15 protein-coding genes are annotated in these 13,554 nt (G+C 72.0%); 11 read left to right on the top strand and 4 right to left on the bottom strand.

Annotation, left to right across the window (positions count from 1 at the left end; all coding sequences use genetic code 11):
- The first annotated feature begins 499 nt into the window (after window positions 1–499).
- A complete protein-coding gene (locus ORI94_RS02310) occupies window positions 500–1,894 on the top strand; it encodes an NAD(P)/FAD-dependent oxidoreductase (RefSeq protein WP_266071994.1) in 1,395 nt (464 codons plus the stop codon).
- A gap of 50 nt (window positions 1,895–1,944) precedes the next feature.
- Here the strand turns inward: ORI94_RS02310 and ORI94_RS02305 are convergent, their stop codons facing one another.
- Window positions 1,945–3,423, bottom strand: coding sequence for a regulator (locus ORI94_RS02305; protein ID WP_266072515.1), 1,479 nt, complete (start codon window positions 3,421–3,423; stop codon window positions 1,945–1,947).
- A 370-nt stretch (window positions 3,424–3,793) separates the two neighbouring features.
- Between ORI94_RS02305 and lipB the strand changes: the two genes are divergently transcribed.
- The 4 genes from lipB (at window position 3,794) to ORI94_RS02285 (ending at window position 6,943) form a co-directional block, all read left to right on the top strand.
- Window positions 3,794–4,591, top strand: coding sequence for a lipoyl(octanoyl) transferase LipB (lipB, locus tag ORI94_RS02300; protein ID WP_266071993.1), 798 nt, complete (start codon window positions 3,794–3,796; stop codon window positions 4,589–4,591).
- A gap of 140 nt (window positions 4,592–4,731) precedes the next feature.
- Window positions 4,732–5,697, top strand: a complete 966-nt coding sequence (gene lipA, locus ORI94_RS02295; RefSeq protein ID WP_266071992.1) for a lipoyl synthase — start codon at window positions 4,732–4,734, stop codon at window positions 5,695–5,697.
- Window positions 5,698–5,982: 285 nt separating this feature from the next.
- Window positions 5,983–6,186, top strand: coding sequence for a hypothetical protein (locus ORI94_RS02290; RefSeq protein WP_266071991.1), 204 nt, complete (start codon window positions 5,983–5,985; stop codon window positions 6,184–6,186).
- Window positions 6,187–6,241: 55 nt separating this feature from the next.
- Window positions 6,242–6,943 (top strand): DUF4191 domain-containing protein, encoded by a 702-nt coding sequence (locus tag ORI94_RS02285; RefSeq protein WP_266071990.1) that lies wholly within the window; start codon window positions 6,242–6,244, stop codon window positions 6,941–6,943.
- Between the two features lie 96 nt (window positions 6,944–7,039).
- On the opposite strand, the gene ORI94_RS02280 is transcribed toward ORI94_RS02285, so the two are convergent.
- A complete protein-coding gene (locus ORI94_RS02280) occupies window positions 7,040–7,510 on the bottom strand; it encodes an RDD family protein (protein ID WP_266071989.1) in 471 nt (156 codons plus the stop codon).
- 265 nt (window positions 7,511–7,775) lie between these two features.
- Between ORI94_RS02280 and glnA the strand changes: the two genes are divergently transcribed.
- Entirely contained in the window at window positions 7,776–9,185 is a 1,410-nt protein-coding gene (glnA, locus tag ORI94_RS02275; RefSeq protein WP_042173482.1) for a type I glutamate--ammonia ligase, read from the top strand.
- Between the two features lie 56 nt (window positions 9,186–9,241).
- Here glnA and ORI94_RS02270 read toward each other — a convergent pair whose 3' ends face one another.
- Window positions 9,242–9,709: an ankyrin repeat domain-containing protein gene (locus ORI94_RS02270; protein ID WP_266071987.1), complete on the bottom strand. Its 468-nt coding sequence runs from the start codon at window positions 9,707–9,709 to the stop codon at window positions 9,242–9,244.
- Window positions 9,710–9,825: 116 nt separating this feature from the next.
- Between ORI94_RS02270 and ORI94_RS02265 the strand changes: the two genes are divergently transcribed.
- Complete coding sequence (locus tag ORI94_RS02265) at window positions 9,826–10,086, top strand: hypothetical protein (protein ID WP_266071986.1); 261 nt, start codon at window positions 9,826–9,828, stop codon at window positions 10,084–10,086.
- Between the two features lie 57 nt (window positions 10,087–10,143).
- On the opposite strand, the gene ORI94_RS02260 is transcribed toward ORI94_RS02265, so the two are convergent.
- Entirely contained in the window at window positions 10,144–10,452 is a 309-nt protein-coding gene (locus tag ORI94_RS02260) for a hypothetical protein (protein WP_266071985.1), read from the bottom strand.
- 230 nt (window positions 10,453–10,682) lie between these two features.
- On the opposite strand from ORI94_RS02260, the gene ORI94_RS02255 reads away from it, so the two are divergent.
- The 4 genes from ORI94_RS02255 to ORI94_RS02240 all read left to right on the top strand — a co-directional run.
- Window positions 10,683–11,042 (top strand): arsenate reductase family protein, encoded by a 360-nt coding sequence (locus ORI94_RS02255; RefSeq protein WP_266071984.1) that lies wholly within the window; start codon window positions 10,683–10,685, stop codon window positions 11,040–11,042.
- Between the two features lie 113 nt (window positions 11,043–11,155).
- Entirely contained in the window at window positions 11,156–11,830 is a 675-nt protein-coding gene (locus ORI94_RS02250; protein ID WP_266071983.1) for a hypothetical protein, read from the top strand.
- 414 nt (window positions 11,831–12,244) lie between these two features.
- On the top strand, window positions 12,245–13,282 hold the full coding sequence (glnII, locus tag ORI94_RS02245) for a glutamine synthetase (protein ID WP_266071982.1): 1,038 nt from the start codon (window positions 12,245–12,247) through the stop codon (window positions 13,280–13,282).
- Window positions 13,283–13,424: 142 nt separating this feature from the next.
- Window positions 13,425–13,554: NAD-dependent epimerase/dehydratase family protein (locus ORI94_RS02240; protein WP_323056020.1), on the top strand; the 130-nt coding region annotated here is incomplete at its 3' end.

Below are 13,554 nucleotides of genomic sequence, written 5' to 3'. Positions count from 1 at the left end.
CGGGCTGAGGACACCGAGCGCCGGACGCCGGACGCCGGGCTGAGGACACCGGACGCCGGACGCCGAGCGCCGGACGCCGGGCTGAGGACACCGGGCTGAGGACACCGGGTGCTGGGCGCCGGGCTGAGGACACCGAGCGCCGGACGCCGGACGCCGGGCTGAGGACACCGGGTGCTGGGCGCCGGGCTGAGGACACCGGGCGGAAAGCGCCGGGCGCGGACGGCCGGGCGGGGGCGACCGGGTTGGGGTGGCCGGATTGGGGTGCGGTACCGAGGGGACCCGGTGCCGTGGGCGTGGGACGGCCGGGGCTCGGGGCGGCCTCGGTGGCCGTGAGGGGCACGTCCGGAGGCCGCATGCGACCGGCGTGCGCCCGTGCCCCTGTCGATGCGCGACTCCCCACGCGCCTTCCCGGTCCTAACCTCGAGCAGAACTCGGTTATTCCTGGGGCCTGTTGGAGGCATGACGTCTCCAGCGTCCGCGCAACCTCGAGGAGGGGCACGTGCTTGAGCCCGCGTACCAGGCGGACGTCGTCGTCGTGGGGGCCGGGACCGCCGGACTCTCCGCGGCGCGACGACTGACCAGTGCAGGAGTCACCACCGTGGTCCTGGAGGCCGCCCCCGCGGTGGGCGGCCGGATGGCCACGGAGAAGATCGACGGCTTCCGGCTCGACAGAACCGGGCAGTTGCTGTCCACGGCGTATCCCGAACTGCGGCCGGCCGCGGGCCTGGACGGGCTCGTGCTGCGCCCGTTCGCACCCGGGGTCCTGCTGCACAGCGACGGACGGCACCACCGCGCGGGCCTGCCCATCGGCGCGAGGGGTGCAAAGGGCGCGCTCCATGCGGTGCGCGCCCTCGCAAGCGCCCCCCGCCCGGGGGCGGCGCCCAGGAGGCCGGTGGCCGTCCCCGGGCGGCAGGTCTCCGCTCCCCGGAGCCGGGCCGGTGCCCCGCTGGGCACCGCCGTCGACCAGGCCCGGCTGGGTGCCGCGTTCACCCGGCTCGCGGGTACCCCGGTGGAGCGGCTGCTGGCCCGGCCGGAGCTGACCGCGGCCGAGGCGCTGGCGGCCCGCGGCCTGCCGGCCCGTACCGTCGACGGCTTCCTCCGTCCGCTGCTCTCCGCGCTGCTGTGCGACCCGGACCTCACCACGTCCAGCCGGTGCGCGGATCTCGCGCTGCGCGCCTTCGCGTCCGGGCGGCTGTGCCTGCCGGAGGGCGGCGCGGAGGCACTCCCGGAACTGCTGGCCCGGAGCCTGCCGCCGGGCACGCTGCACACCGGTGTCCGGGTCACCTCCGTCTCGACGACGTCGGTGACCACCGCCGAGCACGGCGAGTTCCGCTGCCGCGCGGTGCTGATCGCGACGGACGCGCGCGCCGCCGCGCAGTTGCTGCCGGGCCTGCGGGTGCCGGACTTCCATCCCGTGACGGTGGTGCACCACGCGACCGACGAGCCGCCGCAGACCGGGGCCTCGCTGCTCCTGGACGCCGACCGGGGCGGCCCGGTGGCGCACACGGCGGTGGTCAGCCGGGTCGACCCGTCCCGGGCCCCGGCCGGCCGCACGCTCGTGTCGTCCACGGTCCTGGGACCGCCCGGGGCGCAGGTCGACACGGGCGTGCGCGTGCACCTGTCCAGGCTGTACGGCATGTCGACGGCACGCTGGGAGACCCTGGCGGTCCACCACACCGCCGACGCCGTGCCGGCGACGCCCCCACCGCACGATCTGCGCCGCCCGGTACGGCTGCTGGCGGGCCTGTACGTGTGCGGCGACCACCGCGACACCAGCACCGTGCAGGGCGCCCTGCACTCGGGCCGCCGTGCCTCGGCCGCGATCCTGGCGGACCTGGGCGCGGACCGCCCCCTGCACACGGCCGATCCCCTCCCCGCGGCCCGGGCTGCCTGACCGTCCCGGCGGGCGGTGCCCGGCACACCGCCCGCCGGCACCCCCGGCGCTCAGCCGTACGCCGCGATCCTGTCCCGGTAGACGCGGGCCGGGGCCGCGTCGCGGTAGGGCTCCAGGCGGCGTTCGAAGTCGCGGACGTACTCCACCGCCCGTACCGAGCGCATCTCGGCGGCCTGGCCGGCCGCCTCGGCGGCGAGGAGGCAGGCCTGGTCGAGCTCGCCGAGGCCCAGGCGGGCGGTGGCGAGGACGACACGGCAGAACAGGCGGCTGCGGGCGTAACCGGGGGCGCGCAGCTGCAGCGAGCGCTCCGCGTGCTGGGCGGCGGCCCGGAACTGCTGGAGGTCCCGGTGGCAGTGGCCGAACTCGTCGGCGAGCTGGGCCTCGTCGAAGAAGCGCACCCAGTGCGGGACCTCGTCGCCGGGCCGGGCGCTCTCCAGGGCGCGTTCGGCGCGTACCAGGGCGGCGGTGCAGGCCCGGACCTCGCCGAGCACCCCGTGCCCGCGCGCCTCGACGGCGTGCAGCAGGGCCTGCACCAGGGGCGGGGTGGAGCCGCCCGCGCCCTGCTGGGCCACGCGCGCCAGCTGTACGGCCTCCCGGCCGTGGCCGAGGTAGACGGCCTGCCTGCTCATGGTGACCAGGACGTACGCGCCGTAGGTCCGGTCGGCGGCCGCCTGGGAGAGGCGGAGCGCCTGGACGAAGTAGCGCTGGGCGAGCCCGTGCGCGCCGATGTCGTACGACGTCCAGCCGGCCAGCCGGGTCAGGTCGGCGGCGGCGGCGAACAGGCGGCGGCCGGTCTGTTCGCCGTAGCTGCCGCGCAGCATCGGCTCGCACTCGTGCTCCAGGTAGCGCACCAGCGCCTGGCGGGCGTGGCCGCCGCCGTAGGCGTCGTCGAGGGTGCGGAACAGCTCGCCGACCGAGCGCAGGGCGGCGATGTCGCCGCCGGTGACCCGCTGGCCGGGGCCGCGTTCGGCGGCGTACCGGCGGCGGACGCCGAACGCGGACTGCCGCCCCGCCGCTTTGCCCGCCGGTCCGCCCGCCGGGCGGATCTGGGCGGGGACGCGGACCGGCGGCTCGGCGCGGGCCACCTTCTCGTCGGCCCGGCCGATGAGCCAGTCCCGGCTCGGTACGACGAGCCCCGCCGAGGTGAAGGCGATCTTGCGCAGCTCGGCGTGGCTGCCGGAGTCCTTGCGCCACAGGCCGCTGACGATGTCGACGGCCTCGTCGGGGGAGGCGGCGAACTCCAGCCCCGCGTAGACGGGGGCGCAGGCGTCCAGGCCGAGGTCCTGGGCGGTGAGCCGGCGGCCGAGGCGCCGGGTGAAGACCTCGGCGATGAGCGCGGGTGTGGTGCCTCTGGGCTGTTGCCCGCGCAGCCAGCGGGTGACGGAGGTCTTGTCGTATCTCAGGTCGAGCCCGTGTTCGAGACCGAGCTGGTCCACGCGACGGGCGAGTCCCGCGTTGGAGAACCCCGCTTCTGCGATGAGCGCGGCGAGCTGGCGGTTGGGGGTGCGCTGCGCGGGTCGTTCCGACATCTGCGGTGCGGTCGCCTGCCTTCCGGCGGACGTGGTGGTGCCCGGATTGCCCATGAGCAGCCCATGAGCAGCTCTTATGGCCTGCTGGACGGCGCGAATGTAGCGGAGGGTAAACACCCGGTCGCAGCCTTCGACCGGCATTCATCCGATCGTGTGAGGATTGACGTCGCGGCTGACGGCCGGCGGCTGACGCCGGACAGCGGCCGGAGGACCGGCGCCGGACGCAGCCGGCGCCCCGAGGGCGCCGGAACAGCGAACGCCCGTACGGTCGTACAGTGGCTTGGGTGCGTTTCGTGCCTTACGGCATCTCACGCCCCACCGCCTTACCGCTTTTTCCTGCTCCTTACTACTGCCTGGGAGGCGCTCGCCCGTGAGTGAGTTGCGGTTCGTCCGAATGGGTTTCGGGACCGAGGCCGTCGACTACCAGGTGGCCTGGGACGAACAGCGCCGGGTGCACGCGGCGCGGTTCGCCGACGAGGTGCCCGACACCGTGATCCTGCTGGAGCACCCCCCGGTCTACACGGCCGGCCGGCGCACCCAGGACAGCGAGCGCCCCCTGGACGGGACCCCGGTCATCGACGTGGACCGCGGCGGCAAGATCACCTGGCACGGCCCCGGCCAGCTGGTGGGCTACCCGATCCAGAAGCTGCCCCGCCCGGTGGACGTGGTGGCGCACGTGCGGCGCCTGGAGGAGGCACTGATCCGCGCCTCCGCGGAGTTCGGCGTGGCGGCCACCCGCCTCGAGGGCCGCAGCGGGGTGTGGGTGCTGGGCGACCCGGTCGATCAGCGCCCGGCACCCGGTGGCCTCTCCCTGGACTTCGACCCCCGTCTGACCGACGAGGAGTTCGACCCGCGGCTGAACGGCCCCGAGTACGCGCCCTCCAACGCCGGGCAGCGCCGCGAGGACCGCAAGCTCGCGGCCATCGGCATCCGGGTGGCCAAGGGCGTCACCATGCACGGTTTCTCGTACAACGTGCAGCCGGACAACAAGTGGTTCGACCGGATCATCCCGTGCGGCATCCGCGACGCGGGCGTCACCTCCCTCGCGGCCGAACTGGGCCGCGACATCACGATCGAGGAGGTGCTCCCGGTCGTCGAGCGCCACCTGCGGGACATCCTGGAGCACGCCGACCCCAAGCCCCGGGAGATCGTCCGCGCGAGCGCCTGATCCGGCCCGTTCCCGGGCCCGAGGCCCTGACCTCGCGCCCGGGAATGGGCCCCGCCTCTCGGAGGTTGGCCTGACCGGCAGGCCCAACAAACACGGGCGTACCCTGGTGTACGCCGAAGAATCGAAGCTAGGGAGCCGATGTGTCCGCAGTCGCACCCGACGGACGCAAGATGCTGCGCCTGGAGGTCCGCAACAGCCAGACCCCCATCGAGCGCAAGCCCGAGTGGATCAAGACGCGGGCGAAAATGGGGCCCGAGTACACGAAGATGCAGAACCTCGTGAAGAGCGAGGGTCTGCACACGGTCTGCCAGGAAGCCGGCTGCCCGAACATCTACGAGTGCTGGGAGGACCGCGAGGCGACCTTCCTCATCGGCGGCGACCAGTGCACCCGGCGCTGCGACTTCTGCCAGATCGACACCGGCAGGCCCGAGGCCCTCGACCGTGACGAGCCGCGCCGTGTGGGCGAGTCCGTGGTCACCATGGACCTGAACTACGCCACCATCACCGGCGTCGCCCGCGACGACCTGGAGGACGGCGGCGCCTGGCTGTACGCCGAGACGGTGCGCCAGATCCACGCGCAGACCGCCGCGCGCGAGACCGGCCGCACCAAGGTCGAGCTGCTGGCCCCGGACTTCAACGCCGTCCCGGAGCAGCTGGAGGAGGTCTTCTCCTCCCGCCCCGAGGTGTTCGCGCACAACGTCGAGACCGTGCCCCGCATCTTCAAGCGGATCCGCCCCGGCTTCCGCTACGACCGCTCCCTGAAGGTCATCACCGCCGCCCGGGACAACGGCCTGGTCACCAAGTCGAACCTGATCCTCGGCATGGGCGAGACCCGCGAGGAGGTCGGTGAGGCGCTGAGGCAGCTGCACGACGCCGGCTGCGAGCTCGTCACCATCACGCAGTACCTGCGCCCGTCGGTGCGCCACCACCCCGTCGACCGCTGGGTGAAGCCGCACGAGTTCGTGGAGCTGAAGGAGGAGGCCGAGCAGATCGGCTTCTCCGGTGTGATGTCCGGTCCGCTGGTCCGCTCCTCGTACCGTGCCGGCCGCCTGTACCGGATGGCGGTCGAGAAGCGCGGTACGTACATCGCGGCGCAGGCCGTCTGACACGGTGCCACCCCGCCCGCTCCGGGGCGGGGCCGGGCACGTGTGAGGCATGCGTGTGAATCTGAGCACAAGATACTACTGACAAGTAATGGCCGAGAGAACGCGGTCCCTGCCGTCCTCGCAGATGAGGGCGTACGCCGGGGCCGCGTCGGCTTTCACGGAGCCTGAATCCCGGCTTCATGTCCGTTTGACCGGCGGGTCACGCCCTGGTAACACCAATCAGTGACCCTGGAATCACGCCACGTACTCCCGTATCCGAATGATGTTTCGAGGGGGACCTCCACGATGCAGGCCGCGCCCGTCCGCGCCACCGCCATCCCGTCTTTCGGCACCGCCCTGCGCGCCGTCGAGTCGCTCCTGATGAGCGGCGGCCAGCGCACCGCCCGCCGCAACGCCTGGACCTCCGTGCTGGAGGACCGCCGCCGCGCCAGGGACCGGGTCGAGGCGCAGCGCGTGCTCGACCAGTCCCCGACCGTCATCAGCCTCTGAACCCTCACGGACACTGCCGTCGTCCCCGCTCCTGGGGACACGTAGACTTCATCGCATGGCGAGGAAGGAAACCGCAGCGGACGCTGCGAACCCCGGGCGACTGAAGCAGATCGCTCTGACCTACAAGATGACCCGCAGGGCCGACAAAAAGATCGGTCTTGTACTCGCGGCTGTCGGAATCGTCACCTTCGGTGTCTTCCTCGCGATCGGTTTCTTGATCGGTCACCCCATCTATCTCGGCATCCTGGGCTTCCTGCTCGCCTTCCTCGCGATGGCGATCGTGTTCGGGCGCAGGGCCGAGCGGGCGGCCTTCGGGCAGATGGAGGGACAGCCGGGCGCTGCCGCGGCCGTACTGGACAACGTCGGCCGGGGCTGGAGCACGACTCCCGCCGTGGCGATGAACCGCAACCAGGACGTGGTGCACCGCGCGGTCGGCAAGGCCGGCATCGTGCTGATCGCCGAGGGCAACCCGAACCGGGTGAAGAGCCTGCTCGCCGCCGAGAAGAAGCGGATGAACCGCATCGTCGCGGACGTCCCGGTGCACGACATGGTCGTGGGCACGGGCGAGGGCCAGGTCGAGCTGAAGAAGCTGCGCACGACCATGCTCAAGCTGCCTCGCGTGCTCACGGGCCCGCAGGTCACCGCGACCAACGACCGGCTGCGCGCCCTCGGTGACCTGATGAGCAACATGCCTCTCCCGAAGGGCCCGATGCCCAAGGGCATGAAGCTCCCGAAGGGCGGCCCGAAGACCCGCTGAGACCCCGTACACGGCGCTTGCGCGACGAAGGAGGGGCGCCCGGAATGATTCCGGGCGCCCCTCCTTCGTCGTGCGGCCGTCGTGCCGGCCGGTATGTCAGACGCGTACCTCGACCGTGCGGGCGAGCCGGTCGTGCAGGCCGCGGCCGTCGCGGTCCCAGACCAGGGCGGGGACGGCCAGGCAGAGCAGCGCCGAGCGGACCAGGCCGCGCACCGGCTGGACCCGGCCGCTGCCGACGGCGACGACGCGCAGGCCGAAGAGCCGCTTTCCGGGGGTGAACCCCACCGTGCCGACGGTCAGGACGCTCAGGACGAAGAACACCAGGAGCGCCCAGTTGCTGGTCGCCTGCCCGTTGTAGCCGTCGGTGATGAGGCCGTATGCGATCAGGACGCACAGCGCCCAGTCGACGACCAGGGCGCCGATCCTGCGCCCCGGGCGGGCGATGGAGCCCGGTCCGTCCTCCGGCAGCCCCAGCTGCTCCCCCCGGTACCCGAAGTCGGCGCCGGCGTCTTCCATGGCCGCGCGCGGCCCGGAGAGCCACGATCCGATTGCCTGCCTGTTGTCCACCCGACCACGGTACTGCGCCCCCGCACGACCGGCGGAGGGCGGGGTGGACCGGGCAGGGACCGGGGCCGGCCGGGGAGGACGGCGGTGCGACGGCGGAACGTCACCGGGTCTACCGTGAGAGATGAGCCGGTTAACTTGTGCGAAACAAATGGGTCACGCCCGAGAAACCACCCGTCCCTAGGGTCGGGGGCAGCGTGGGCCGCCCGCACTGGCCGCACGAACGATCTACCACCCCGGCGGGACGGTCGGGAGTAGGAGGAGCTGGATGTTCCAGAACGCCGACGAGGCCAAGAAGTTCATCGCGGACGAGGACGTCAAGTTCGTCGACGTCCGCTTCTGCGACCTCCCGGGCGTGATGCAGCACTTCACGGTGCCTGTTGAGGCGTTCGACCCCGATGAGGAACTGGCCTTCGACGGATCCTCGATCCGCGGTTTCCAGGCCATCCACGAGTCCGACATGGCGCTGCGCGCGGACCTGACGACCGCCAGGGTCGACCCGTTCCGCCGCGACAAGACGCTGAACGTCAACTTCTTCATCCACGACCCGATCACGGGCGAGCAGTACTCCCGCGACCCGCGCAACGTCGCCAAGAAGGCAGAGGCCTACCTCGCCTCCACCGGCATCGCGGACACCGCCTTCTTCGGTCCCGAGGCCGAGTTCTACGTGTTCGACAGCGTGCGCTTCAGCACCTCGGCGAACGAGTCCTTCTACCACATCGACTCCGAGGCGGGCGCCTGGAACACCGGTGCGCTGGAGGACAACCGCGGCTACAAGGTCCGCTACAAGGGCGGCTACTTCCCGGTCCCGCCGGTCGACCACTTCGCCGACCTGCGCGCCGAGATCTCCCTGGAGCTGGACCGGGCCGGCCTGAAGGTCGAGCGCCAGCACCACGAGGTGGGCACGGCCGGCCAGGCCGAGATCAACTACAAGTTCAACACCCTGCTCGCGGCCGCCGACGACCTGCAGCTCTTCAAGTACATCGTGAAGAACGTCGCCTGGCGCAACGGCAAGACCGCGACCTTCATGCCGAAGCCGATCTTCGGTGACAACGGCTCGGGCATGCACGTCCACCAGTCGCTGTGGACGGGCGGATCCCCGCTGTTCTACGACGAGCAGGGCTACGCCGGCCTGTCGGACATGGCCCGCTACTACATCGGCGGCATCCTCAAGCACGCCCCGTCGCTGCTGGCCTTCACCAACCCGACGGTGAACTCGTACCACCGCCTGGTGCCGGGCTTCGAGGCCCCGGTGAACCTGGTGTACTCGCAGCGCAACCGTTCCGCCGCGATGCGCATCCCGATCACCGGCTCGAACCCGAAGGCCAAGCGCGTCGAGTTCCGCGCCCCGGACGCCTCCGGCAACCCGTACCTGGCGTTCTCGGCGCTGCTGCTCGCGGGCCTGGACGGCATCAAGAACAAGATCGAGCCGGCCGAGCCGATCGACAAGGACCTCTACGAGCTGGCCCCCGAGGAGCACGCCAACGTGGCGCAGGTCCCGACCTCGCTCGGCGCCGTCCTCGACCGCCTCGAGGCCGACCACGAGTTCCTCCTCCAGGGCGACGTCTTCACGCCGGACCTGATCGAGACGTGGATCGACCTGAAGCGCACGACCGAGATCGCCCCGCTGGCCCTGCGCCCGCACCCGCACGAGTTCGAGCTGTACTTCGACGTGTAAACGGCGGCGGCCGGGCACCCACCGCCGGCGCCTTCTCCGTCCGCACGCCGGAAACACTACGAGGGCCGCTGCCTGCCTGCCGGGGTGGCGGCCCTCGTCGTCCCGTCCGGGCTCCGCGCGCCCGCGGCGAGAAGAAGTGCGACCGTCTCCGTGTGGTGCCCGCTCCCGGCCCACTCGAGGGGCGAGCGGCCCTCGCCGTCGTCCTCGCGGAGACCGGGGTCGGCGCCATGGGCGAGGAGGAGACGTACCACGTCGGCATGGCCCCAGGCAGCGGCCGCACACAGAGGGGTCCCCTCCGTCTCGTCACGGCTTTCCGCGTCCGGGCACGCCCCTGCGTCCAGCAGGCAGGTGACGATCTCCGTGGCCCCGCCGACGGCGGCCGCGTACAGCGGGGTGGTGCCGTGGGCGTTGGTTCCGCCGGGGTCGGCGCCTGCTCGCACGAGGGCTCGCACCGTACCGGCCTCCGCGCACAGTGCCGCCTCGACCAGCCGCCCGGAGAGCTTCTTCTGCTTTCGTCTGTTCATCGGGGCGAGCGTATTCGCATGCGTCCGTGCACGGCTGCGGCCGGAAGTCACTTTCCCCTGCGGGCCCCGCGAGGGATGATTGAAGCTGACACTGCTGTTCGAGAGGGGTCGCGGGGATGCCCGAGAGGAACGACGAGGAGCGGGAGTTCGACATCAAGTGGGCGGACACGGCCGAGTACAAGGAGCCGTCGGCCCGCGCCCGCATGCTCGCCGCGCGCTGGAAGGACGACCCTCCCGGACCGGTCCCGTTCCGCGGCGAACCCGAGCACGGGGCGTCCCGCCGCTCGTCGTCGTCCTGGGTCTCCACCGTCGTGGTCCTCGGCTGCGTCGCCGCAGTGATCGTCTTCCTCGGCTACGTCGACTTCCGCCCGTACTGACCGCGGAGCGGCCGGGCGCCCCGAGGGCCGGGGCGCCCGGTTCCTTCCGGGACCGGTTCAGCGGTTGTAGCGCATGAACGCCCGGACCATGTGGCAGGTCGTGTCCGACGGGGGGTGTACACCGATCAGGTGGGCCGCGCCGCGGATCGTCTCGTTGCGGGCCTGGTCGGGGAGGTAGACGCCGGAGTCGAGCAGGGCGATGGCGAGCCTCATCGCCTTGAGGCGGCGGTTGTGCGTCACGTACCACTCCCGCGGGCGGCCCGGTGGCAGCGGTCGCTTCGCCGCGGGCACGCAGGGCGTTTCGAGCGGGACGGCACGCTTCGCCGTGGACTGGATGGGCATCGGCTTGAGTGCGGCAGCGGGCACAGGCATCCTCCTGTCGCGGTCAGGGTGTCCACCGGATCCACGCCGGCCCCGGCAACACCCTCGAACACTGCTTCCAGTTTACTGCCCGGCACCGACATCCGGGGAACCTGGAACAGCCGCCGAACGACCAGGTGAGATGGCACATCGCGGCTGCGGAACATCCGGTTCGCAAGGGGCGCGTGAGGCCGGTGATAAATCGAACAGAACCGGGCCGGGCGTACCGTGGGCGGATGGAGATCTGGATCAATCCGGCCTGTTCCAAGTGCCGCAGCGCCGTCAGCCTGCTGGACGCCGAGGGTGCCGACTACACCGTCCGCCGTTACCTGGAGGACGTACCGGGCCCGGACGAGATCCGGGAGGTGCTGGAGCGGCTCGGTCTTGAGCCGTGGGACATCACCCGCACCCAGGAGGCCGCCGCCAAGGAGCTCGGGCTCGGGCAGTGGCCGCGGGACGACGGATCGCGCGAGCGCTGGATCGCGGCGCTCTCCGAGCATCCCCGGCTGATCCAGCGGCCGATCATCACCGCCGAGGACGGCACGGCGGTCGTGGCCCGCACCGACGAGGCGGTACGGGGCGTCCTGTCCCGCTGAGCACCACCCCTTGTGACGCAGGCCACTTCGGAGAGTCGGCCGGGACACTGAGCAACTCCGTTCGGGATCCCGTACGTAGCGGCGTACGCTCCCCTACCTCTCAGGAGACGCGCATGTCGCGCAGGAGAACGCTCGGCCCCAGGAAGAAGCTCGCGCTGCTGGTGAGCGCGGTGACGGTGGCGGGCGGCGGCGCCTTCGTCATGGCGAGCACGTCGAACGCCTCCCAGACGCCCACCACCAAGTCGGCGGCCGATTCGACGGTCTGCCAGGGCCTCGCCACCGCGCTCGGCAACAACCAGAGGTTCATCGAGGGCCAGCGGGCCAGTCCCGACGCCCAGTCCGAGGCCCGGATCGCCAACCGCGAAGCGGTCATCGCCGAGATCGAGCTCAAGCAGGAAGCGTCCGGGTGCACGGTGGGGGAGTCGGCTCAGGACTCCCAGCCCGCCCGGCCCGAGCAGCCCGCACAGCCCGCCCCGGACGAACAGGCCGGCGGGGACGGCGCCGCGCAGAACCCGGGCGGTGACGGCGCCGCCGCCTCCGGCGAGCAGGTGTGCAACGGCTCCACGGTCACCCTCTCCGGCGAGGACGGGGCCCCGGCGGCGTCCAGCGGCCGGTTCCCGGCCGGGACGCGGCTCAAGGTCACCAACCTGGACAACAACAAGTCCACGACCGTCGAGGTCACCGGGGTGTCCGGCAGTTGCGCCCTGCTCAACGACGCGGCCTTCGAGCAGGTCCGGGAGCCCGGCAAGTTCCTGATCCGCCGGGCCCTCATCGAGAAGGTGGGCTGAGCCCCGGGCCGGCCCCGGAACCCGGAAGCACCCGCAGGACCCCCTGCGGCGCAGACCACGTTCGGGGGCGGGGCGCGCCGCAGCGCGCCCCGGCCCGGTCGCGCCCGGGGTGGGAGCCCTCCCCGCTCGACCGCCGTCGGGAGCCGGGGAGGGCTCCCTGTCGTGTACGGCCCCGTCGCGTGATCCCGTCGCATGCGAGTCGTGCCCGCCACGCCGTGCTCACCGCGCGGTCCGGGGCACGACGGTCGCCGGTAACACGAGGTTCACATTCGGGCAATGGCCGGGAAATCGCCTGTTGACAGGCTGCGTGTCATCGCGAGCGGGGCGCCCCGGCACCCCGCTGCCGGCGTGGCGCAACGCCGCAGCGTGCAGCACCCGCACATGCGCCCCGACCCGCCCCGAAGGAAGTGGACCGTGAGCTTCAAGGCTGAGTACATCTGGATCGACGGCACGGAACCGACGGCCAAGCTGCGTTCCAAGACCAAGATCCTGGCGGACTCCGAGAAGACGACCGCGGTCGCCGGGCTGCCGGTCTGGGGCTTCGACGGGTCGTCCACCAACCAGGCCGAGGGCCACGCCTCGGACCGCGTGCTGAAGCCGGTCTTCGTCTGCCCCGACCCCCTCCGCGGCGGTGACGACGTCCTGGTCCTGTGCGAGGTCCTGAACACGGACATGACGCCGCACGAGTCCAACACCCGGGCCGCCCTGGCCGAGGTGGCCGAGCGGTTCGCCACGCAGGAGCCGGTCTTCGGCATCGAGCAGGAGTACACCTTCTTCAAGGGTGCCCGCCCTCTCGGCTTCCCCGAGGGCGGCTTCCCGGCCGCGCAGGGCGGCTACTACTGCGGTGTCGGCTCGGACGAGATCTTCGGCCGCGACGTCGTCGAGGCGCACCTGGAGAACTGCCTGAAGGCGGGCCTGGGCATCTCCGGCATCAACGCCGAGGTCATGCCGGGCCAGTGGGAGTTCCAGGTCGGCCCCCTGGCGCCGCTGGAGGTCTCCGACCAGCTGTGGGTGGCCCGCTGGCTGCTCTACCGCACCGCCGAGGACTTCGACGTCTCCGCCACCCTGGACCCCAAGCCGGTCAAGGGCGACTGGAACGGTGCGGGCGCGCACACCAACTTCTCCACCAAGGCGATGCGCGAGGGCTACGACGCGATCATCACCGCGTGCGAGTCGCTCGGGGAGGGCTCCAAGCCGCTCGACCACGTCAAGAACTACGGCGCCGGCATCGACGACCGCCTCACCGGCCTGCACGAGACCGCGCCGTGGAACGAGTACTCCTACGGCGTCTCCGACCGCGGCGCCTCGGTGCGCATCCCGTGGCAGGTCGAGAGGGACGGCAGGGGCTACATCGAGGACCGCCGCCCGAACGCCAACGTCGACCCGTACCTGGTGACGCGTCTGATCGTCGACACGTGCTGCACCGCGCTGGAGAAGGCCGGCCAGGTCTGAGCCGTCCCACAGCCCGGCACCCGCCGGTGAAGCGAGGGGTACCCGTCGGACGGGTACCCCTCGCTTCGTCGCCGGTCCCGGGTCCTCTGCCCTCGGCAGATCACTGTTCCCCCGCTCCGCACGCTCCGGCAGAGTCCGGCGTATGAGACTTCTGGTGCTGGGTGGTACGGAGTTCGTGGGACGGGCCGTCGTCGAGGCGGCACTGGGGCGGGGCTGGGAGGTGACCGTCTTCCACCGGGGGCGGCACGCGGCCGTGGTGGGCGTGCGGTCGC

Source organism: Streptomyces sp. NEAU-W12 (genome assembly GCF_026242095.1).
Taxonomy (GTDB): domain Bacteria; phylum Actinomycetota; class Actinomycetes; order Streptomycetales; family Streptomycetaceae; genus Streptomyces.
The sequence above is the reverse complement of the archived record's forward strand: the minus strand, read 5'-3'. Positions and strand labels throughout refer to the sequence as shown.